26 protein-coding genes and 1 pseudogene are annotated in these 20,511 nt (G+C 74.0%); 17 read left to right on the top strand and 10 right to left on the bottom strand.

Annotation, left to right across the window (positions count from 1 at the left end):
* The first annotated feature begins 161 nt into the window (after positions 1–161).
* Both Q3W71_RS21000 and Q3W71_RS20995 read left to right on the top strand, forming a co-directional pair.
* Complete coding sequence (locus Q3W71_RS21000) at positions 162–701, top strand: RNA polymerase sigma factor (RefSeq protein WP_302921090.1); 540 nt, start codon at positions 162–164, stop codon at positions 699–701.
* Positions 694–1,242 carry a hypothetical protein gene (locus Q3W71_RS20995; RefSeq protein WP_302921089.1) on the top strand — a complete coding sequence of 183 codons (549 nt, stop codon included), beginning with the start codon at positions 694–696 and terminating at the stop codon, positions 1,240–1,242. Before Q3W71_RS21000 ends, Q3W71_RS20995 begins: the two co-directional genes overlap by 8 nt.
* Here the strand turns inward: Q3W71_RS20995 and Q3W71_RS20990 are convergent.
* Complete coding sequence (locus tag Q3W71_RS20990; RefSeq protein WP_302921088.1) at positions 1,239–1,382, bottom strand: VOC family protein; 144 nt, start codon at positions 1,380–1,382, stop codon at positions 1,239–1,241. The genes Q3W71_RS20995 and Q3W71_RS20990 overlap by 4 nt on opposite strands.
* An 81-nt stretch (positions 1,383–1,463) precedes the next feature.
* Positions 1,464–2,888, bottom strand: coding sequence for a serine/threonine-protein kinase (locus tag Q3W71_RS20985; RefSeq protein WP_302921087.1), 1,425 nt, complete (start codon positions 2,886–2,888; stop codon positions 1,464–1,466).
* Positions 2,889–3,250: 362 nt separating this feature from the next.
* Between Q3W71_RS20985 and Q3W71_RS20980 the strand changes: the two genes are divergently transcribed.
* The 3 genes from Q3W71_RS20980 (at position 3,251) to Q3W71_RS20970 (ending at position 5,352) form a co-directional block, all read left to right on the top strand.
* The gene (locus tag Q3W71_RS20980) at positions 3,251–3,895 is read left to right on the top strand and encodes a hypothetical protein (protein ID WP_302921086.1); all 645 of its coding nucleotides are present in this window, start codon (positions 3,251–3,253) and stop codon (positions 3,893–3,895) included.
* Positions 3,896–4,063: 168 nt separating this feature from the next.
* Entirely contained in the window at positions 4,064–4,405 is a 342-nt protein-coding gene (locus Q3W71_RS20975; RefSeq protein WP_302919619.1) for a PadR family transcriptional regulator, read from the top strand.
* Positions 4,402–5,352, top strand: a complete 951-nt coding sequence (locus tag Q3W71_RS20970; RefSeq protein WP_302919620.1) for a permease prefix domain 1-containing protein — start codon at positions 4,402–4,404, stop codon at positions 5,350–5,352. Before Q3W71_RS20975 ends, Q3W71_RS20970 begins: the two co-directional genes overlap by 4 nt.
* Positions 5,353–5,417: 65 nt before the next feature.
* Here Q3W71_RS20970 and Q3W71_RS20965 read toward each other — a convergent pair whose 3' ends face one another.
* Positions 5,418–6,344, bottom strand: a complete 927-nt coding sequence (locus Q3W71_RS20965) for an RNA polymerase sigma-70 factor (protein ID WP_302921085.1) — start codon at positions 6,342–6,344, stop codon at positions 5,418–5,420.
* Between the two features lie 197 nt (positions 6,345–6,541).
* On the opposite strand from Q3W71_RS20965, the gene Q3W71_RS20960 reads away from it, so the two are divergent.
* Positions 6,542–7,309: an SDR family NAD(P)-dependent oxidoreductase gene (locus tag Q3W71_RS20960; RefSeq protein WP_302921084.1), complete on the top strand. Its 768-nt coding sequence runs from the start codon at positions 6,542–6,544 to the stop codon at positions 7,307–7,309.
* Positions 7,310–7,443: 134 nt separating this feature from the next.
* Here Q3W71_RS20960 and Q3W71_RS20955 read toward each other — a convergent pair whose 3' ends face one another.
* Positions 7,444–8,037: a CGNR zinc finger domain-containing protein gene (locus tag Q3W71_RS20955; protein ID WP_302921083.1), complete on the bottom strand. Its 594-nt coding sequence runs from the start codon at positions 8,035–8,037 to the stop codon at positions 7,444–7,446.
* Between the two features lie 105 nt (positions 8,038–8,142).
* Between Q3W71_RS20955 and Q3W71_RS20950 the strand changes: the two genes are divergently transcribed.
* On the top strand, positions 8,143–9,402 hold the full coding sequence (locus Q3W71_RS20950) for an MFS transporter (protein WP_302921082.1): 1,260 nt from the start codon (positions 8,143–8,145) through the stop codon (positions 9,400–9,402).
* Positions 9,403–9,468: 66 nt separating this feature from the next.
* Here the strand turns inward: Q3W71_RS20950 and Q3W71_RS20945 are convergent, their stop codons facing one another.
* A complete protein-coding gene (locus Q3W71_RS20945) occupies positions 9,469–9,690 on the bottom strand; it encodes a DUF397 domain-containing protein (protein WP_302921081.1) in 222 nt (73 codons plus the stop codon).
* Entirely contained in the window at positions 9,681–10,361 is a 681-nt protein-coding gene (locus Q3W71_RS20940; protein WP_302921080.1) for a DUF5753 domain-containing protein, read from the bottom strand. The genes Q3W71_RS20945 and Q3W71_RS20940 overlap by 10 nt, the downstream gene beginning before the upstream one ends.
* Before the next feature lie 244 nt (positions 10,362–10,605).
* Here Q3W71_RS20940 and Q3W71_RS20935 point away from each other — a divergent pair.
* The 5 genes and pseudogenes from Q3W71_RS20935 to Q3W71_RS20915 form a co-directional block, all read left to right on the top strand.
* Positions 10,606–10,866 (top strand): annotated as a pseudogene (locus Q3W71_RS20935) (hypothetical protein); the annotation flags it as partial.
* 160 nt (positions 10,867–11,026) lie between these two features.
* Positions 11,027–12,313 (top strand): sensor histidine kinase, encoded by a 1,287-nt coding sequence (locus Q3W71_RS20930; RefSeq protein WP_302921079.1) that lies wholly within the window; start codon positions 11,027–11,029, stop codon positions 12,311–12,313.
* Positions 12,314–12,347: 34 nt separating this feature from the next.
* Positions 12,348–13,040: a response regulator transcription factor gene (locus Q3W71_RS20925; protein ID WP_302921455.1), complete on the top strand. Its 693-nt coding sequence runs from the start codon at positions 12,348–12,350 to the stop codon at positions 13,038–13,040.
* Positions 13,041–13,121: 81 nt separating this feature from the next.
* A complete protein-coding gene (locus tag Q3W71_RS20920) occupies positions 13,122–14,015 on the top strand; it encodes an ABC transporter ATP-binding protein (protein WP_302921078.1) in 894 nt (297 codons plus the stop codon).
* Entirely contained in the window at positions 14,012–15,073 is a 1,062-nt protein-coding gene (locus Q3W71_RS20915; protein ID WP_302921077.1) for an ABC transporter permease, read from the top strand. Before Q3W71_RS20920 ends, Q3W71_RS20915 begins: the two co-directional genes overlap by 4 nt.
* 127 nt (positions 15,074–15,200) lie before the next feature.
* Here the strand turns inward: Q3W71_RS20915 and Q3W71_RS20910 are convergent, their stop codons facing one another.
* The gene (locus Q3W71_RS20910) at positions 15,201–15,857 is read right to left on the bottom strand and encodes a DUF402 domain-containing protein (RefSeq protein WP_302921076.1); all 657 of its coding nucleotides are present in this window, start codon (positions 15,855–15,857) and stop codon (positions 15,201–15,203) included.
* Between the two features lie 235 nt (positions 15,858–16,092).
* On the opposite strand from Q3W71_RS20910, the gene Q3W71_RS20905 reads away from it, so the two are divergent.
* From Q3W71_RS20905 to Q3W71_RS20885, 5 genes are all read left to right on the top strand, one after another.
* Entirely contained in the window at positions 16,093–16,425 is a 333-nt protein-coding gene (locus tag Q3W71_RS20905; RefSeq protein WP_109903524.1) for a WXG100 family type VII secretion target, read from the top strand.
* A 4-nt stretch (positions 16,426–16,429) separates the two neighbouring features.
* Positions 16,430–16,924, top strand: coding sequence for a hypothetical protein (locus Q3W71_RS20900; RefSeq protein ID WP_302921075.1), 495 nt, complete (start codon positions 16,430–16,432; stop codon positions 16,922–16,924).
* On the top strand, positions 16,917–17,408 hold the full coding sequence (locus Q3W71_RS20895) for a hypothetical protein (protein WP_302921074.1): 492 nt from the start codon (positions 16,917–16,919) through the stop codon (positions 17,406–17,408). The genes Q3W71_RS20900 and Q3W71_RS20895 overlap by 8 nt, the downstream gene beginning before the upstream one ends.
* 9 nt (positions 17,409–17,417) lie before the next feature.
* Complete coding sequence (locus Q3W71_RS20890; protein ID WP_302921073.1) at positions 17,418–17,900, top strand: hypothetical protein; 483 nt, start codon at positions 17,418–17,420, stop codon at positions 17,898–17,900.
* Positions 17,901–18,068: 168 nt separating this feature from the next.
* Positions 18,069–18,470, top strand: coding sequence for a hypothetical protein (locus Q3W71_RS20885; RefSeq protein WP_302921072.1), 402 nt, complete (start codon positions 18,069–18,071; stop codon positions 18,468–18,470).
* Between the two features lie 88 nt (positions 18,471–18,558).
* Here Q3W71_RS20885 and Q3W71_RS20880 read toward each other — a convergent pair whose 3' ends face one another.
* The 3 genes from Q3W71_RS20880 to Q3W71_RS20870 all read right to left on the bottom strand — a co-directional run bounded on the left by Q3W71_RS20880 (position 18,559) and on the right by Q3W71_RS20870 (position 20,501).
* The gene (locus tag Q3W71_RS20880; protein WP_302921071.1) at positions 18,559–19,308 is read right to left on the bottom strand and encodes a YebC/PmpR family DNA-binding transcriptional regulator; all 750 of its coding nucleotides are present in this window, start codon (positions 19,306–19,308) and stop codon (positions 18,559–18,561) included.
* Between the two features lie 231 nt (positions 19,309–19,539).
* On the bottom strand, positions 19,540–19,842 hold the full coding sequence (locus tag Q3W71_RS20875) for a hypothetical protein (protein WP_302921070.1): 303 nt from the start codon (positions 19,840–19,842) through the stop codon (positions 19,540–19,542).
* The gene (locus Q3W71_RS20870; protein WP_302921069.1) at positions 19,839–20,501 is read right to left on the bottom strand and encodes an NADPH-dependent FMN reductase; all 663 of its coding nucleotides are present in this window, start codon (positions 20,499–20,501) and stop codon (positions 19,839–19,841) included. The genes Q3W71_RS20875 and Q3W71_RS20870 overlap by 4 nt, the downstream gene beginning before the upstream one ends.
* Positions 20,502–20,511: the final 10 nt, after the last annotated feature.

Here is a 20,511-nt window from a genome sequence, read left to right as displayed (position 1 = left end):
GCGCCGGGCGCCTCCAGCAGCGCCGCACGGCACGCCGGGCCGGGTGGTGTGGATCTCTTCCGGCCCCGCCCGGGCAGTCGGCTGCCGGACTCGCTCTCGCCGCCCGGGGCCGACGGCCCTAGCCTGGAACGACGGCGGACCGGCGAGCATTGGACGAGCGGATGCCCCTCGCGGACGGGATCGAGGACCTGGCCGACGCCGCCGCGCGCGGCGACCGGGCCGCGCTGGACGCGCTGCTGGTGGCGGTCCGGCCGGAGGTGCTGCGGCTCTGCGCCCGGCTGCTGCCGCACCGCGAGGACGCCGAGGAGGCGTGCCAGGACACCCTGCTCGCGCTGGCCCGCGGCATCACCCGGTTCGAGCGGCGCTCGTCGTTCCACACCTGGCTGTACCGGCTCACCGCCAACCGGGCCCGGTCCACCTACCGGGTGCTGCGCCGGCGCTGGCTGGTCGAGGCCGGCGGCGTGCCGCTGCCCGACCGGCCCGACCCGCGGCGCACCAGCGTGGTCGCCGGCACCCGGCTCGATCTGCTCGACGCGCTCGACGCGGTCCGCCCGGAACTGGCCGAGGTGATCGCCCTGCGGGACGTGCTGGAGCTGAGCTACCCCGAGATTGCCGACCTGCTCGACGTGCCGGAGGGCACCGTGAAGTCCCGCGTCCACCTGGCCCGCCGGCAGGTCCGGCAACGGCTCGCGGATGACTGAGCGCCGCCGACCGGCCGCCGCCGTCGCGGGCCTGCTCGCCGTGGTCGCCGGGATCGCCGGGTGCGGCGGCGACAGGCCCGTCTCGCCGCTGCCCGTCCAGCCCCCGGCTCCGGTCGCCGCCGGCACCACCAGCCCGCCCGGCCCGCCCGCCGGCACCCCGTCGGCCCCGCCGACCCCGCCGGGCCCGTCGACGGCCGCGCCGACGACCCGGCGTCCCGCGCCGGCCGTTCCCCCGCCGACCACCCCCGGCCGGGGTACCCGGAGCCCGTCACCGACGCCCGCCTGCCACGGCCCGATCCGGTACGACATCGTCCTCGCCGAGACCGAACTGGAACTGATCGAGTCGCTCTGCTTCGCCGCCGGGGCGGTGCTGCGCATCCAGGGCATCGGGCCGGGCCTGGTCACGGTGGACCGGGAGGACCTGGTCTCCCGCCACTACGAGGCGGGGGTGGTGGACATCCGCTTCGTGCGGACCGGCACGGTGGCGGTGACCATCCCGAAGGACGGCCGCGAGCACACCATCACCGTGGTGGTCGTCTAGCGGGGTCGGACCAGCCCGGCGAAGTCGCCGTCGGATCGATCGTCCAGGTGGAGCCCGGTGGCCCGCTGGTAGAACGCGGCCAGCACCAACGGGTCGGCGCAGTCGAGGGTCACCGCCGTCAGCCTCATCCGCGCCGACACGGCGACTCCGTAACGGCTGTCACGCTGTCGACCTTACGGGAGGTCGATCCACCGCCGACGATCACCCGACAGGTCGGGCTCCTAGTCGTTCGGCGGGCGTACCCGCACCCCGGCCAGCAGCCCGTCGACGAACGCGGGCCCCGCGCCCGGCGGCGGCACCACCTGCACGTAGAGCAGTCCGGCCGGGGTCGTCCCGGCCGCCTCCACGATCACCGGCCGCCCGCGCGGGCAGGCGTACCCGGCCACCACCCAGTCCACCCCGCCCTGCCGGGTCCGCCGCACCGGCGCGGCGGCGCAGTCGGCGTGCGGGCGCTCGGCGAGGAAACCCTCGGCGCCGGTCCGCCGGGCGGTGCTCGCGGAGAGGCCGACGAAGGCGCCCGGCAGGCTCGGGTCGGCCGCCCAGCGGGCCGGGTCCGGCGAGACGACCAGGGCCGGTTCCAGATCCCCGTCGTCGCCGTACCGGCCGGCCCAACCGGTGCCGTCGGCCCGCCAGCCCGGCGGCAGGGTGACGGTGACCGGACCGCTGCCGGCGGTGGCGGCGCCGGGGCGGGGCGGGGCGGCGCCGTCCCCGGCCGCGAAGCCCAGCGCGACGAGCGCCAGCACGCCCGCCCCCACCAGCCCGGCCCGGCGCCGGCCGCCCCGCCGGCCCCCGGACACCTCGGACGCCGGGTCGGCCGGTGCCGTCCCACCGGATCCGTCGCGCCGCGCCGCGGCACCGCCGGCACCGCCGGGCGGCGCGGCGGCGGCGCAGAGCGCGGCGCGGAACGCCGCCGCGTCCGGGTAGCGGTCGGCCGGGCGGCGTGCGGTGGCCCGGCGCAGCACCGCGGTCACCGCCGGCGGCACGCCGGGGCGGGGCCGGACCGGCGCACCGGGCCGCTCGGCGGCCGCGCAGAGCAGCCGTACGCCGAGCCGGCCCAGCCCGAACACGTCGGCCCGGGTGTCCACCACGGCGAGCGGGTCGTCCTGCTCGGGGGCCATGTAACCGGGGGTGCCCGCCCGGGCGGTCAGCCCGGAGGCGGCGGCGAGCGCCTTGGCCAGCCCCAGGTCGGCGACGAGCACCCGCTCGCCGGCGGGGGTGGACCGGAACAGGATGTTGCCCGGGGTCAGGTCGCGGTGCACCACCCCGTGCCGGTGCAGCACGGCGACCCCGGCCGCGATCTCGCCGAGCAGGTCCACGGCGGACACCACCGGCAGCGGCCCGCGCGCCAGCCGGTCCCGCAGGCTGCCGCCGTCCGCCCAGGCCAGCACCGCGTACGGCCGGCCGTCGGGCAGTTCGCCCACCGCGTGCACCCGGACCACCCGGTCGTGGTCGAGCCGCCGCAGCAGCCGCGCCTCGTCCAGGAAGCGTTCCCGGACCCGCAGGTCGTGGCTCCAGTTCTCGGCCAGCACCTTGACCGCCACCCGGGAGTCGAGCACCGGGTCGTGCCCGAGCCAGACCGTCGCGAACGACCCCGCCCCGAGCAGCCGCTCGATCCGGTAGGAGCCGATCCGCACCGGAGCGGTCATGCCGTCACCCCCGTGACCCGCCCTCCCGGGACGGTCCACCTCGACCGTAGACGGGCCGGCCGGCCGGCGGCACTCCCCGATCCGCCGGCCGTGTCCGCCGCACCGGCGCGCCCGCCCGCCGCAGCGCCGCCCCCGTGGGCGATGGGCGGTGGCCGGGGCGCTGGGCCGTGGGCGGTGGCCTGCCGGTGGCCGGTGACCGGTGGTTGGTGGCTCGGTGGGCCGTGGCTCGGTGGGCGGTGGCCCGTCGGTCGGGCGGTGGCCGGTGGGCGGTGGTTGGCGGCCGGTCGGAAACGCGACGAACGGATCCGGTGCGGGCGGAGACCAACAGGACAGGAGACCCGCACCCAGGAGGAGAACCCGCCATGAACCGTCTCTCGTCCGTCGTCGTCGCGGGGGCGCTGGCCCTCGCCACGATCGGCACCGTCGCCGCCCCGGCCGCCGCCCGACCCGGGGCCGCCCCGAGCACCGGAGCGGCCCGATCCGCCGGCACCGCCACCACGGTCACGCCCGACCGTGCCGTCGCCGCCCGGCCGGCCGCCCGGCCGGCCGCGGCCCGGAGCTCCCAGGTCGAGGTGCTCAGCGTGCGCGGCACCGGCCCGTACCGGATCGGGGCGCGGCTGGATCGCCTCGCCGCCGCCGGCCGGATCGACTGGACAGCGCCCGGCTGCGCCGGGGTGGTGCACGCCGGCGCCACCGGCGAGTGGGCCGGCGTGGTGCTGCTGGCGTTCCGGCACGGTCGGCTGGTGGAGGTGGCCACCGCCACCGCGCCGCCGCGCTCGCCCGCCGGGGCGGCGGTCGGCATGTCCTTCGCCGAGCTGGAGCAGATCTACGGCCCGCGCGGCGCGATGATCAGCAACGACGCCGGCGACGCCACCGCCTACCTGGTCCGGATCGGCACCCGGGTGGAGCTGTTCACCGGGCACCCGATCCGGCCGGGTGTCGGTTCCTTCCAGGTCGGCCCGGCCTGGTACGTCGAGCGCACCTTCCGGCAGGGCCCCGCCTGCTGAACCACCCGCCACCACCGGCCAGCCGGCATCCCCGGCCCGGCACCCACCGGCCCGGCCCGCACTCAGCGGGCCGGGCCGGCACATGTTTCCCGTCGGTCACACCATGAGTGATCAGCACGACGATATGGTGATGGACAACAGTGTGCGCCACACAGTATCGTGTGATGCATGGTGAGCGATGAGATCCTGCGGACCCACCTCCAGGAATTGCGCCGGGGCACGGTCGTGGTGGCGAGCCTCGTCGCCCTGCGCCGACCCGACTACGGCTACGCGCTGCTGCAACGCCTCACGGACCACGGCTTCCCGGTCGACGCCAACACGCTCTACCCGCTGCTGCGGCGGCTGGAGGAGCAGGGGCTGCTGACCAGCGAGTGGAACACCGAGGAGAGCCGGCCGCGCAAGTTCTACCGGACCAGCCCGGAGGGCGAGTCGGTGCTCGACCGACTCCTCACGGACCTGACCGCCGTACAGACCTCTCTGACCCAACTGATCGAAGGAGCCGACCGATGACCACCCTGACCGACCGCTACCTCGCCGCGACCCTGCGCTCGGTGCCGGTCGCGCGCCGCGAGGAGATCGCCACCGAACTGCGCGGCTCGATCGAGGACATGATCGACGGCCGCACGGCCGGCGGGCAGGACGCCACCACAGCGGAGCGGGAGGTCCTCACCGAACTGGGCGACCCGGCACAGCTGGCCGCCCGCTACTCCGACCGCCGGTTGCAGCTCATCGGCCCGACCTACTACCTGGCCTGGGAGCGGCTGCTGAAGCTGCTGCTCAGCTTCGTACCGGCCACGGTCGGCATCCTGGTCGGGCTGCTCGCGGCCGCCGACGGCGACAACCCCGGCGGGGCGATCGGCGAGGGCGTCGCCACGGCTCTCTCGGTGGCGCTGCACATCGCCTTCTGGGTCACCCTGGTCTTCGCGGTACTGGAACGCACCAAAACCCCACTACACCTGCCCCGCTGGAGCGTCGACCAACTCCCCGAAGGCCCGGTCGACCGGCAGATCACCCTGACCGACACCGCCGCCTCGATCGGCTTCCTGACGCTGTTCATCGCCTACCTGCCGGTACAGCACTTCCGGTCGTTCGTCCCCACCGACGGTGAGAAGAACCTACCGATCCTCGACCCGGCGCTGTGGAGCTTCTGGCTGCCGTTCCTGATCACCGTGCTGGTCGCCACCGTGGGGCTGGAGATCGCCAAGTACCGCACCGGCCGATGGACCTGGCCGCTGGTCACGGTCAACGCCGCGCTCAACCTGGCCTTCGCAGTGCCGGTGATCTGGCTGATGTCCACCGACCGGCTGCTCAACCCCGACCTCGTGAACCGCTTCGAGTGGCTCAACCAGGGCGACAACCTGAACACCGTGGCCACCGTGGTGGTCGCCGGCACGGCGCTGGTCGCGCTCTGGGACACCGTCGACAGCGCCATCAAGGCGTACCGCGCCCAGCGCTGACCCGCACGAACATCGCGGCCCGGCACCCAGTGGGGTGCCGGGCCGCGGCCGTCGCTCCGGCGGGGTCAGCGGCTGACCGCGATCTCCCGCTCAACCCGGGACAACTTCTCCGGATTGCGGACGGCGTAGAGCCCGCTGATGAGGCCGTCGTCGATGCGCAGCGCCATGACCGTGTCGATCACGCCGTCGACCCGGAGGATCAGCGCCGGGTAGCCGTTGACCTGGGCCGGTCGCAGCGACGCCGCGTCGATCCTGCCCAGCCCGGCGGTCAGCAGGCGGGCCACCCGGTCGGCGCCCACGACGGGCTTCGGCACCGCCTTCACCACTCCCCCACCGTCACCGAGCACGACCACGTCCGGCGCGAGCAGGTCGAGCAACTGCCGCAGGTCGCCGGTCTCGACCGCCCACTGGAACGCCGCCAGCGCGTCCCGGGTCTGGGCGGCGGAGGCCACCCCGCGTGGCCGGCGCGCCGCGACGTGGCCCCGCGCCCGGTGGGCGATCTGGCGGACCGCGGCGGGGCTCTTGTCGACCGCCTCGGCGATCTCGTCGTAGTCCAGGTCGAAGACCTCCCGCAGCACGAACACCGCCCGCTCGGTCGGCGAGAGCGTCTCCAGCACCAGCAGCATCGCCATCGAGACACTCTCGGCCAACTCGACGTCCTCGGCCACGTCCGGCGCGGTCAGCAGCGGCTCGGGCAACCACGGGCCGACGTAGGACTCCTTGCGGCGGCGCAGCGTCCGCAGCCGGCTCAGCGCCTGCCGGGTGGTGATCCGGACCAGGTACGCGCGCTGGTCCCGCACCGGGTCGAGGTCGACGCCCACCCAGCGCAGCCAGGTCTCCTGCAGGACGTCCTCGGCGTCGGCGGCCGAGCCGAGCAGCTCGTAGGCGACGGTGAACAGCAGGTTGCGGTGGGCGACGAACGCCTCGGTCGCGGAGCCCATCCGGTCGCCCGAAGGCAGCGGTCCGGCGGGGTCCAGTGGTCGCTCGCTCATGGCCGGCTGCCTCCCTCGCCGTCGACTGTGCCACCCACCAGACGCCGGTCCCCGCCGCCCTGTGACATCCGTGATCGGTGGCCCGGGCCACACCGCCGCGCTGTCACGGGGGCCGGGGCGCCGGCATCTCCATGTCCGTCAGGACGCCGCGCGGACGGCCCGCGCGGCACGGCGACCACACGAGCAGGAGCCTGCCAGTGAACGAGCACAGGACAGACCGGACGATCGCGCTGGTCACCGGGGCGAACAAGGGGATCGGCCGGGCGACCGCCGAGCAGCTCGCCGCCTCGGGCATGACGGTGCTGATCGGCGCGCGGGACCCCGGCCGCGGCGAGGAGGCCGCGGCGGCGGTCCGGGCCGCCGGCGGCGAGGCGCACGCGGTAGCCCTCGATGTCACCGACGCGGACACCATCCGGGCCACGGCGAGGTGGACGCAGGAGCGTTTCGGCCGCCTCGACGTGCTGGTCAACAACGCCGGGATCACCGGCTCCGGGCAGGTCTCGCCGGCGGACGCCCGCGACCAGGTGCCCAGCACCGTCGACCTGGACATGGTCCGGGCGGTGTTCGAGACCAACGTGTTCGGGGTGATCACGGTGACCAACGCCCTGCTCCCGCTGCTGCGGCGGTCGCCCGCGCCGCGCATCGTCAACGTCAGCAGTCACGCCGCCTCGCTGACCATGACCAGCGACCCGGACGGTCCGCTGGCCGGGCTGCTGCCGTCGGCGGCGTACTCGCCGTCCAAGACCGCGGTGAGCGCGCTGACCGTGCAGTACGCCAACGAGCTGCGCAAGGACGGCATCCTGGTCAACGCCGTCGCGCCGGGTTTCTGCGCCACGGACAGCAACAACCACACCGGCTTCCTCACCCCCGCGCAGGGCGCCGCGGTCGTGGTGCGCCTGGCCACGCTCGGCGCGGACGGGCCGACCGGCGGCTTCTTCGGCGCGGAGGGCCCGGTGCCCTGGTAGCGAGCGCCGGTTGACCCGGCCACCACGAGCGTCGCCGGCCGGCACCCACCGGGTGCCGGCCCTGGCGCGTCCGGGTCGCCGGCCGGCCGTACCGCACGGCGCCGAGACTCGATCAACGCCCCCGGTCGCAGGGATCAGGGCTGGCGGCTCTTCGCCTTCTGCCGGGCGTAGTAGGCGCGGGCCCGGTTGCGGTCGCCGCAGTCCTTCGTGTCGCACCAGCGGCGGTTCCGGCGCGGCGACGTGTCCAGGTAGACCCAGCCGCACTTGGCGTCTTCGCACTGGTGGAGGCGGTCGAGGTCGGCGCGCTGGGTGAGCGCCACCAGCCCGCGGACGATGCGGTCGCGCGGCAGGCGGAGGTCGGTTTCCCGGTCCTGCCATTGCCAGCGGCCGCCCGTGCGGACCAGGTCGGCCGCGGCGATCGCCGCCCGGTACATGCCCGCGAGGTCGGCGGCGGCGGCGGGGTCGTCCTCGAAGAGAGCCGCGTAGACCCTCTCGCGCGCCTCGATGACCTGTTGCCGTTCCCGCTCGGCCCGCGCGTCGTCCTGGTCGGCGAGGTGGCGCAGGGCCACGGCCTCGTCCGCGCTGACCAGGTCGGACTCGACGCACCAGTCGACGACGTCGGTGAAGGCGTTGAGCCGCTCCGTGCGTTCGTGCCCGCCGAGGCGCCAGTCAACGGTGTTCACCAGGTCGAGCATGGGGTCGCCCGCGATGTGGCCGAACCTCACCATCCGCTCCTCTCATGGGTAGAAGCATTGTTGCATGTGAGAAGGTCCGCTGCCATACTCACGCTCAATCAGCCAATCACCCATGAGAACCTCGTCGGGAGACCGCTCGTGCCTGCCGCCGCCCCACGCAGACCGTTCGCCGCACTGTGGGCGTCCCAAGCGTCCTCGAACCTCGCCGACGGGCTGCTGCAGGCCGCGGCGCCGCTGCTCGTCGCCACGCTGACCCGTGACCCGCTCCTGGTGGCGGGCATGACGGTGGCGCAGTTCCTGCCCTGGCTGGTGGCAACCCTCCCCGCCGGCGCGCTGGCCGACCGGGTGGACAGACGTCGGATCCTCACCGCCGGCAACTGGCTGCGCGCGGCCGGGTTCGCGCTGCTCGCCGTTGCCCTGGCGAACGGATGGCGCCACGTCGCACTGCTCTACGCCGCGGTGTTCCTCGCCGGTTGCGCCGAGACGCTGGTCGACAACGCCTCCCTGACCATCCCGCCCCGTCTGCTGCCGCGCGAGCAGCTCGAGCGCGCCAACGGCCGGTTGTTCGCCACCCAGTCCGTCATCAACACCTTCATCGGTCCGCCCGCCGGCGCGGCGTTGTTCGCGCTGGCGGCATCAGCGGCCTTCTACACCGGCGCGGCCGCTTTCGCCCTCGCCGGCCTGGCAGCCCTGCTCCTGCCCGCGCTGCGCCCCACCGGCGAGGAGCACGAGCGGCGCCGCTCGACCCCGACCACCATCACCCAGGACATCCGCTCGGGATGGGCCCACTTCTGGCGCCACGACCTGCTGCGCCGGGTCGCGTTCATCTCGGCGGCGATCAACTTCTTCGGCGCGGCCACCGGTGGACTGCTCGTGCTGCTGATCACCGGCCCGTACCACCTGCCCATGGCCCACTACGGCCTGTTCGTCGCCGTTCCCGCCGCCGGTGCGATCGCCGGCTCGCTGCTCGCCGAACACGTCGTGCCCCGCATCGGCGGCGGCCCCGTCACCTGGCTCGCCGCCCTCGCCCCGGCCGCCAGCTACGCCATCCTCGGCCTGGGTGACCACCCGCCCCTCGCCCTCGCCAGCATGTTCTGCGCCGCCGTCGCCACCTCGCTGAACCAGATCGTGGTCAGCACCCTGCGCCAGGCAGCGGTCCCCGACGAACTCCTCGGCCGCGTCACCGCCGCCTACCGCCTGGTCGTCCTGGGTGTCGTCCCCCTCGGCGCCCTCGCCGGCGGCCTGCTCGGACGCAGCCTGGGGATCCGCGCCACCTTCGTCGCCGCGGCCCTCGGCCTCGTGCTCGCCGCGCTCCCGCTCGCCTCCCGGGTCACCACCCGGGCCCTGCGTGACGCCGAAACAGCCCGTCGGCTGGAACGGGTCCCGGCAGGCTACTGAACCACCACCGACCGCGCACCGCCCCCGCGGGCCGGCCGCCGGTCACGCGAGGACCGAGGTCCCCGATCAGGAGGGCTGGCGGTCGTCGCGCGGGCGCAGCGCCCCGCTGGCGGCCGCGGCGAGGAAGCCGGTCCAGGCCGCCGGGCCGAAGGCCAGCACCGGCCCGCCCCGGTCCTTGCTGTCGCGTACGCCAACCACGCCGGCCAGGTTCGTCGCCACCTCGACACAGGTGGACCCACCATTGTCACTGCGGGTGGACTTGCGCCAGGCCGCGCCCGTCAGGTCCATGACCGTGCCACCTCCGCGATCAGTTCCCGCGACGCCCGGCGGGGCAGCGCCTCGCCCCGCAGGCTCTCCCACCTGCGTTGAAGGCTATCAACGTCGGCTGAGTGGTCGCTCAGGTGCGCGCGCAGCGGAGTGTCCACATGCGCCACCTCGCCGCCGTCCGGCGTGCGGGCCAGGATGAACGCCCCGGCCAGCCCGGCGTGCATGCCGGCGTCGATGGGCACCACGTGCAGGTCGACGTGCGGCAACTCGGTGACCCGCAACAGATGCCCGAACTGCTCGGCCATCACCGCTCGGCCGCCGATCCGCCGCCGCAGCGCCGCCTCGTCCACCACGAAGACCACCTCCGGCGGTGCCTCCCGGGTAAGCACCGCCTGCCGGCCGAGTCGGGAGGTGACCCGCTGCTCGACCTCGGGCTCGCGGAGCATGCCGCCGCCGGTGAGCACCGCGCGGGCGTACGCCTCGGTCTGGAGCAGGCCGGGGATCAGCGACGGCTCGAACCAACGGATCAGGGTGGCCTCCGCCTCCACCTGGATCCACTCGCGCAGCCACGGCGGCGCGGCGTCGGCGCGAACCAGGTCAAGTAGCCGCTCGAAGAAACCGCCGGACTCCAGCGCCGCGTCGACCCGGCCGACGAAGTCCAGCGACGGGGTGCGGTGGCCGATCTCCACCATGCCGACCAGCGACGACGAGTAGTTGATCCCTGAGCCAGGTCCTCCTGGCTGAGCCCCCGGTCGCGCCGGGCCCGGCGCAGTTCGCCGCCGAGGAACTCCAGCGTGGACAGCCGCCCGTCGCTCATCACACCTCCACCACAGCCCCACCGCGCACCGCCACCGCCGGGCGGTGGCCCGTCGACGCCTTCCGACCGTAGTCGGCCGGGCAGCAGAGTGTGAACAGGCACGACGGAGGAGGTCGATGATGGTCAGGCGCGCGGGATCCGTACCCGGGACGGGGCGGCGGCACGTCGCGGCGCGACCGGCCTGGCGGTGCCGGGCCTGCGCGGCGCCCTGGCCCTGCCAGCCGGCCAAGCTGGCGCTGCGCGTCGAGTACGCGCACGACCCGGTCGGCCTGTCGGTCTACCTCTGCGTGCTGCTGCACGAGGCCGCCGCGGACTGGTTGCGCCTGCGGCCCCGGCCACCGGACCCGGCCGAGCTGTTCGCCCGGTTCGTCGGCTGGACCCGGCCGGTCGGGGCGGCCGCTGAGCGCGGGCGGCTGGACCGGCTGCTCGACCGGGTCACCGCCGCCGGGCCCGCCGCGGGCGCCCGCCGCCGGACCGGGCCGGGCCGTCCGGGCCGGGTACCTGACCGGCGTCGACCCGCCGGATGAGATCCTCACCAGGGTGAACACCGAGACGGACGACGACTGGCGGCGGCCCGGGCCCACCCCGGAGCAGCAGCGGTTCGACGTCTACGTCGGGCTGGCCGCCACGGTGCTGGCGCTGTTCAGCCTCACCCTGGCCCGCAGCACCGGGGCGTTCCTGCTCGGGCCGCCGCCGTCCGGGCCGGAACAGGTCTTCTGGACCGTCGCGGTGACCCTGCCGCTGATCTGGCGGCGCCGCTTCCCCGCCACCGTCACGCTGGTGATCTCGGCCGCGTTCATCGCCGCCCAGGCGCGCTCCGCCCCGGAGACCCAGCTGTCGTCGTGGGCGCTGTTCGCCGCGATCTACACCCTGGGCGCCTGGGGGCGGGACCGGCGGCTGTCCAAGCGGCTGCGGGTGGGCGTGATCGTCATCATGTTCGTCTGGCTCGGCGTGTACTACGCGACCACCATCGGCAGCATCCCGCCGGACGCCTTCGCCCGCGCGGTCGGGCCGGTGCCCCCGGTGCTCGCCGCGATCGTCAGCGGGGTGCTGGTCAACGGGCTGTACTTCGGGTTCGCGTACTTCTTCGGGGAGACCGCCTGGCTGGCCGCCCGCCGCCAGTACGAACTGGCCGAGCGGGCCGAGCAGCTGCGCCGGTCGCAGGCCGAGGTCCGCGAGCACGCGGTGGTCGGTGAGCGGGTGCGCATCGCCCGGGAACTGCACGACGTGGTGGCCCACCACGTGTCGGTGATGGGGGTGCAGGCGTCCGCCGCCCGGCGGGTCCTCGACAAGGACCCGGTCAAGGCCCGCACGGCGCTGGGCGCGATCGAGGAGACCGCCCGCACCGCGGTGGACGAGCTGCGCCGGATGCTCGGCGTGCTGCGCGCCCGCGATGCCCGCCCGGACGGCCCCGAGCCGGCCGGCCCGGCCGGGATCGACCAGGTGGCGGCCGTGGTGGACCGGGCCCGCGAGGCCGGGCTGCGGGCCGCGCTGGGGGTGTTCGGGGACCCGGTGCCGCTGCCCGATTCGGTGTCCCAGGCCGCGTACCGGGTGGCCCAGGAGGCCGTGACGAACGCGATCAAGCACGCCACCGGTGCGACCGTGCTGGACGTACGGATCCGCTACCTGGCACACGAGGTGGAGGTCGACGTGACCGACGACGGACGGGCCACCCGCCCGGCGAACGCCGACGGGCTGGGCCTGGTCGGCATGCGTGAACGGGTCGCCACGCACGGCGGCGCGCTGGAGGTGGGCCCGCGGGCCGGTGGCGGCTGGCGGGTCCGGGCGCGGTTCCCGCTGCCCGTGCCGGCGGAGCGTCCGTCATGAGCGAGCGAAGCGGAGTGCGGGCGTGAGCGCCGAGATGACCGGGGCGGACCGGCCGATCCGGGTGCTGCTCGCCGACGACCAGCACCTGGTGCGTACCGGCTTCCGGGTCATCCTCGAGGTGGAGGACGACATCGAGGTGGTCGGCGAGGCCGCGGACGGCGAGCGCGCGGTGGCCATGACCCGGGCGCTGCGCCCGGACGTGGTACTGATGGACGTGGAGATGCCCGGTGTCGACGGGCTGGCGGCCACCCGGCGGATCACCGCGGAGCAGGAGGGGCCGGGCGGGTCGGCGGTGCTGATCCTCACCACCTTCGACCGGGACGACTACCTGTTCGCCGCGCTGCGCGCCGGGGCTAGCGGCTTCCTGCTGAAGAACGGCACGCCGGAGGCGCTGGTCGAGGCGATCCGGGTGCTGGCCCGCGGCGACGGGCTACTCGCCCCGGAGCTGACCCGGCGGGTGATCGCCACCTTCGCCCGGCCCGGCGACGCGGCCGGGGCGGCGGTCTCCGGGCAGGCGGCGCTCGACGAGCTGACCCCCCGCGAGCGGGAGGTGCTGGTGCTGGTCGCCCGGGGCGCCAGCAACGGCGAGATCGCCGCCGAGCTGCACCTGGGCGAGGCGACGGTGAAGACCCACGTGAGCCGGGTGCTGGCCAAGCTCGGGCTGCGCGACCGGGTGCAGGCGGTGGTCTTCGCGTACGAGCACGGGGTGGTGCGGCCCGGCGGATGATCAGCTCCGTCTTGCGGCGGACCCGGACGCTCCACCGGTGGACGGACGGCAGCCGGCCGCCGGCGACCTAGCGTGACCATCGTGATGAATGTGCTCCGTCTCGACGGCGTCGACCGCAGCTTCGGCGACCGTCAGGTGCTCAGGAACGTGTCGTTCGACGTGGCCGCCGGCCGGATGACCGGCTTCGTCGGCGGCAACGGCGCCGGCAAGACCACCTCCATGCGGATCATCCTCGGCGTGCTCGCCCCGGACGCCGGCCAGGTCAGCTGGCAGGGCGTGCCGCTGACCCGGGAGGTCCGCCGGCGCTTCGGCTACATGCCGGAGGAACGTGGCCTCTACCCGAAGATGAGCGTCCGGGAGCAGGTGGCCTACCTGGGCCGGCTGCACGGGATGACCACGGCGGCGGCCCGGCGCAACACCGACGCCCTGCTGGAGCGGGTCGGGCTCGCCGAACGCGGCGACGACCTGCTGGAGACCCTGTCGCTGGGCAACCAGCAGCGCGCCCAGATCGCCGCCGCGCTGGTGCACGATCCCGAGGTGCTGGTGCTCGACGAGCCGTTCTCCGGCCTCGACCCGCTGGCCGTGGACACGGTCGTGGCGGTGCTGCGGGAGCGGGCCGCCGCCGGGGTGCCGGTGCTCTTCTCCAGCCACCAGCTCGACGTCGTCGAGCGGCTCTGCGACGACCTGGTGATCATCGCGGACGGGATGATCCGCGCCGCCGGTAGCCGGGAGCAGTTGCGCCGGACGTACACCTCACCCCGGTTCGAGCTGGTGGTGGCGACCGACGCCGGCTGGCTGCGGGACGAGCCCGGGGTGACCCTGGTCGACCTCGACGGTGCCCGCGCCGTGTTCGACCTCGCCCCCGGCGCGGACGAGCAGCCGGTGCTGCACGCGGCGCTGGCCCGCGGCCCGGTGCGGGCGTTCCGCCCGGTCAGCCCCTCCCTCACCGAGATCTTCCGAGAGGTCGCCCAGTGAACACCACGCAGGCCACCCGCCTGGTCGCCGCCCGCGAGATCCGGGTCAAGCTGCGCGACCGCACGTTCCTGATCAGCACGCTGTTCTTCCTGCTCATCGCCGCGGCGGCGACGATCCTGCCGCCGCTGCTCTCCGGCGGCCCGTCGACCGTGGCGGTGACCGAGGCGGCGGCCGGGCCGCTGCGCGAGGCCGGGCTGGAGGTGCGCACGGTCGCCGACGACCGGGCCGCCGAGCAGGCCGTCCGCGACGGCGACGTGGACGCCGCGGTGGTCGCCGGGCCGGCGGTGCTGGCCATGGACGAGGCGCCCGACGACGTGGTGACGGCGTTGAGCAGCCAGCCCGACGTCCGGCTGCTCGACCCGGACGCGGTGGACCCGGTGGTGGCGTTCCTGGTGCCGTTCGCCTTCGCGTTCGTCTTCTTCGTCACCTCGCAGACCTTCGGCGTGCAGATCGCGCAGAGCGTGGTGGAGGAGAAGCAGACCCGGGTGGTGGAGATCCTGGTGGCCGCGGTGCCGGTGCGCGCGCTGCTGGCCGGCAAGCTGGTCGCCGGCACGGTGCTCGCGCTCGGGCAGATCGCGCTGATCGCCCTGGTCACCGTGGTCGGCATGCGGTTCGCCGACAGCGGCGGGCTGCTCACCCTGCTCGGGCCGGCGATCGGCTGGTTCGTACCGTTCTTCCTCCTCGGCTTCGTGCTGATCGCGGCCATGTGGGCGGCGGCCGGCGCCTTGGTCAACCGGCAGGAGGACATCGCCGGCGTGTCCATGCCGGTGCAGCTCGCGGTGATGCTGCCGTTCTTCGCGGTGATCTTCCTGAACGACAACGCGACAGCCATGCAGGTGCTGTCCTACCTGCCGTTCTCCTCGCCCACGGCGATGCCGCTGCGGCTGTTCACCGGCGACGCGGCCGGCTGGGAGCCGCTGGTGTCGCTGGCCCTGCTGCTGGTCGCGGCCGTCGCGTTCCTGCTGGCCGGAGCGCGGGTGTACGAGGGCTCGCTGCTGCGCACCAACGGCCGCACCTCGATCCGGGCCGCCTGGCGCTCCCGCGAGACCGTCGCCTGAGCCGGCCGCCGGCGCGCGCCGGATCCGGCACCACGTCGCCGATGTGGCGGTGTCCCGATCACCCGGACACCGCCACATCGGCGATCCGGAGTCGATCTGCCCGGGCCGCCCCACCCTCCGGAGGGGGTCAGCCGGGGACGGTGTCCCAGCCGGCGGGCAGCCTCGGCACCGGCCAGGCCGGGTCGGGCTTCCAGGATGCCCAGTTCTCGTCCCACCAGCGCTCCCCCGCGTCCAGCAGGGCGGCGATCCGGTCGCCCTCGGCCCGGATGGCGTCGGCCATCCCCGGGTAACGCCCCTCCGCCAGGCGCTGGGCGAACATCTCCACGTCCTTCCAGACGTAGCGCTCGGCGTCCGCCGGCCACCAGAGGTCCAGCTCGTGGTCCAGGGTGTCCACCCCGATCGGCGTCCGCCGGAACGGGTCCTGGAGGTTGAAGTACCAGCCGGCGAAGGCGCGGTCCGGGCCGGTCCAGAAGACGTCCAGCGAGTGCGCCTCGCCGGGGCGGTGCAGCATCAGCTTGCCGTGCCCGCTCCAGGCCCGGTGGCCGGCGGCCTCCCACGGGTGCCGACCGGCCGGGAAGACGCCGCGCCGGGGGAAGCCGAACTCGGCGCCCGGCGGCAGGTAGAGCGCGAGCAGGTCGGGCGTGTCCTCCACGCAGATGGTCGGGCAGCCGAACCACACCTCGCCGAGCAGGATCTCCCGCCGGACCACCACGTCACCGGGCGCGAACCGCCGCCCGTCGGCCGCCTGACCTGCGCTGTCCCCCGCGCCACCGCTCAGCTGCATCCGCCCAGCCTAGCCAGGGTCCGGCGCCGCCCGGACGACCTCCCGGGCACCGGACGGGGCGGTTGCGGCCGGCGGGACGGCGCGCCGCTCGGCGGCCTGCCCGCCGGATCACGGAGCCGGACGGCGGGCAAGGTCGCGGTCGCGAGTCGGACAGAAGTCCCGCGCGGGACACCCCACAGTGGACCCGACGGCTAGCATCGGCACCGCAAGCCCGCCCACGAGTACGGAGGCGAGCATGTCGATGTCCGGCTTCCAGGTGGATCCCGAGGCGCTGCGCGCCAGCGCGGAGTCGCTCGACCGGTCGGTCGACCGGATGGCCGAGGTCCTGGAGCAGTTCGAGAGCACGGTGCAGGGGCTCGGTGAGCCGTGGGGCGGCGACGACCTCGGCACCCTGATCGGCGAGCTGTACCTCGGCATCCACGACCTGGCCATGAGCTGCTTCGAGGGCAACGGCGAGGTGCTCGGGCAGTTCGCCGCCGGCTTGCACACCATGGCCGACGCGTTCGAGGAGGCCGATCAGCAGGTCGAGGCCGGCCTGCGCAAGATCGGCCAGGCGTTGGGCGGGTGACGCGATGGGGTTGCAGCTTCCCGGGGAACTCGTCTCGCTGCTGGGGATGCTCGGCTACAGCTGGCCGGAGGCCGACGAGGAGAAGCTCTTCGAGCTGGGCCAGCACTGGCTCAACCTGGCCGCGACAGTGCAGACGGTCGGCGCCGAGGCGCAGCAGGCCGGCGAGTCGGTCTGGGCCGCCAACACCGGTCAGGCGGTCGCGGCGTTCCAGCAGCGGTGGAGCGGCCAGGAGGCGCCGATAGCGAACCTCACCGACGGGGTCAGCGCCGCGCAGGGCGTCGCGGTGGGGCTGTTCCTCACGGCGGGCGTGGTCCTCGTCCTGAAAATCAACGTGATCGTGCAGCTGGTCCTCTTGGCGATCCAGATCGCGCAGGCGATCGCCACCGCCGCACCCACCTTCGGCGCGTCGCTGGCCCAGATCCCGATCTTCAAGATGATCACGTCGTTGGTCATCGACCAGCTGCTCAACCTCGCCATCGACGCGGTGCTCAATGGGTAAGGGAAAGCTGCGCCGGCTCCGGCGGCAGGGGCGTGGCGGCTTCGCCCGGGGCATCTTCGGGCCGGTCGGCGACCTGCTCCGCCCCGGCCAGGACCTGAGGAACCTCGGCCTTCCCAACAACCGGCTGCGGCACCCCAAAGCCACCCCGTTCCCGGTCCGGTCGCTGCGCGGCATCTCCATCCGGTCGCTGCGCGCGCAACGCCCGCGCAACTGGACCGAGACCCCGACCCGCAACAACGAGGGCTTCGTCTGGAAGGACGAGAACGGCGTCGAACGGCTGCGCTTCATGCGGCCCACCGGCGACAACCCCAGTGCGAGCCAGTGGAGCCGCCAGGCCAACGGCTATCTCCGCTGGCAGTCCGCCCAGTCCGGCGACAGCCCCGCCGATAACCTCTTCCTCGACGCCGACGGCAACATCGTCGACAAGAACGATCCGCTGTTCGCCGAGAAGACGCACATCATGTACGAAGGCCCGTACCCGTAAGGAGAAACCGTGGAACCGATGCGCGACCCGCGCGGGGGGCTCAACCACATCATGGAGGCCCTCGTCTTCTCCTACGTGTACGACCCGCAGCGCGCGACGTTCACCCTGGTCACCGAGTACCCGCTGAAGTCGCCCGGAAGCATCCGGGAGTTCGCCGCGTTCGTCTTCGAACAGGTCGAGTTCGAACGCCTGGCCGGCGACCACGCGCCGTACCAGCACTTCCGGGAGACGTACCACGGCGTCGGCCCGGGCGGCATGGTCGTGCAGGACATCCAGCAGCGCGAGATCGGGCCCGGCCGGCACCGGGTGGAGCTGTGGTTCGGTGACAACTTTGGTGGCGTGGCGGTCGGCTACGCCGGGCTGCGCGGCTGGACCCGGGGGTCGACGGCGGAGCAGGTGAGCCCCCGGCAGTGGGTCTACCGCGACGCGCGCGACAACGAGGAGTTCGACCTCGACTTCCCGTTCCCGAGCCTGGTCGGCCCGCCCGCCTGACCGCGTTCCGGGTCACCGCCCCGGCCTGACGGCCGCTGACCGGTCAGCCGGTACGACGGGGCTTCCGTCGCTGACCCCGGCCACCCCACACCACCGGCGTTCGGCCCGTCCGGGCAACCTGACCAGCCGTCACCGGTCCGGGCGCCGCCTGTGCGAGGATCGCCAACCATGAGTGCGCCCGACCCCACGTACCTGCACGCCCTCGCCGAGGAGTGCGCGGATCTGGTTCTCCGGCAGTTCGGCCACCGACTGGACTGGTCACCGGAGAGCCTGTCGACACTCGACGAGGTCTGCGGCGACCTGATCGCTGACGGACCGCTGGCCGAGGAGCACCTCGACCTGTGGTGGCGGTTGATCGGCGCCTACACCGGGGAGGTGGTCATCCGGGCCCACGGTGGCGAGTGGGTCGAGCACGAGAAGTCGGCAGGCGTCCCAGCGGTCTCGGCGCTCGGCGTGACCGGGTTCCCGTTCGGGCTGGCCGCGCGAGTCCTCGACGGCGAACCGTACAAGAGCCTCGCCTCGTTCGTACGCGCCCTGCCGGCCGTCGCCGAACGTACCCAGCGCGACTGACGCAGCTCAGAAACGGCCGAGGCGCGAACGGAGTCTCACGGGATCCCGTTCGCGCCTCGCCGTCGAACCATCGTCAGGGGCAGTCGGTTCAGCCGACCGCGGCCATGATCTCGTCGCTGACGTCGAAGTTCGCGTAGACGTTCTGCACGTCGTCGCAGTCCTCCAGCACGTCGATCAGCTTGAAGATCTTCCGGGCGCCCTCCTCGTCCAGCGGGACGTTGACGCTCGGGATCAGCGACGACTCGGCCGACTCGTACTCGATGCCGGCGTCCTGCAGGGCGGTACGCACCGCGATCAGGTCACCCGGCTCGGAGACCACCTCGAACGCCTCGCCCAGGTCGTTGACCTCCTCGGCGCCCGCGTCCAGCACGGCCATCATCACGTCGTCCTCGCTGGTGCCGGCCTTGGGCACGATCACCACGCCCTTGCGGGAGAACATGTACGACACCGAGCCGGCGTCGGCGAAGGAGCCGCCGTTGCGGGTCAGCGCGGTCCGCACCTCGGTCGCGGCGCGGTTGCGGTTGTCGGTCAGGCACTCGATGAGCAGCGCGACGCCGTTCGGGCCGTAGCCCTCGTACATGATCGTCTGGTAGTCGGCGCCGCCGGCCTCCAGGCCGGAGCCGCGCTTGACCGCGCGGTCGATGTTGTCGTTGGGGACCGAGTTCTTCTTCGCCTTCTGGATGGCGTCGTAGAGCGTCGGGTTACCGGCCGGGTCGCCGCCACCGGTCCGCGCGGCCACCTCGACGTTCTTGATCAGCTTGGCGAACATCTTGCCGCGCTTGGCGTCGATGACCGCCTTCTTGTGCTTGGTCGTCGCCCACTTTGAGTGGCCGGACATCTGTTACCTCCGTTGCTACCCGCCGTCTGCATCGACCGCACCGCACACGCCCCGCTCCCCGCCGGCGCACGCCGAGGTGCCGGTGATCTCTCTGCTGGGAGCCGCGGCGGGCTGATGGCCCTGCCGAATCTCGGCAATCCTACCGGCGGCCGGCGGGTCGCTGTCACGCGCCGCACGGCGCCGGCCCGTCCGATGCCGCCCGAACAGGCACAACACGGACGGGCCGGCCGGTCATTCCCCGAAGCCGTACGACCCCACCACCGTGAAGTCGAACGTGGCCCGCTCCTCGCACCGGTCCTCCAGGCCCGCCCGGTAGCGCCGGAACGACGCCAGCGACGGCAGCGGCCCCGGCAGCTCCGGGCCCATGGCCACGTCGACGAAGCTGCGTTCGTCGTCCAGCTGGAACGTCACGTAGCGCAGCCCTGGCGGCCGTACCCGGGCCACCTCGTCGTGGACCGCCCGGAGCAGGAGCAGGTGCTCCGACAGGTGCTCGGGACGGACCCGGTAGCGGATCATGATCGTCTCCACGCTCACCCCACCAGCTCGGGGCTGCCCTCGACGGCCGGGGGGCGGGCCCCGGCTCGCAGGGCGGCGGACCAGGTCACGATCTCGGTCAGCATGGTCGAGAACGACTCCTGGCGCCCCTCGCCGGGCGCCAGCACGCCGGGCGCCGTGGGATCGCCGGGATCGGATCCGGAGAAGTCGAAGTCGGTGAAGATCGAGATCGAGACCTGGGTGGGTACCACCGCCGCGCGCACCTCGGCCAGGATCAGCCGCAGGTGGTCGGCCGCCCGGTTGCCGCCCTGCACGCCATAGCTGAGCAGCCCGACCACCTTGTCGTTCCACTCGGCGTACAGGTAGTCGACGGCGTTCTTCAGCGCGGCGGGGATCGAGTGGTTGTACTCCGCGGTGACGAAGACGAACGCGTCGCAGGCGGCCACCACCCCGCTCCACCGACGGGTGTGCGGCTGCCGGTAGTCGCCGAACATCGCCGGCACGGGCTCGTCGAGCAGCGGCAACGCCTGCTCCGCCAGGTCGATCACCTCGACCTCGACGGCGCCGGCGCGTACCGCCGGGTGACGGGACGCCACCTGCGCGGCCCACTGGGCGACCGCGCCGCCGCGCCGGCCGGGTCGGGTGCTTCCCACGATCAGACCGATCCGGATCGGTCCTGCTGTCTGTGCAGTGCTCATGGCGACGATC

Source organism: Micromonospora sp. C28SCA-DRY-2, assembly GCF_030519475.1.
GTDB lineage: Bacteria > Actinomycetota > Actinomycetes > Mycobacteriales > Micromonosporaceae > Micromonospora.
The sequence above is the reverse complement of the archived record's forward strand: the minus strand, read 5'-3'. Positions and strand labels throughout refer to the sequence as shown.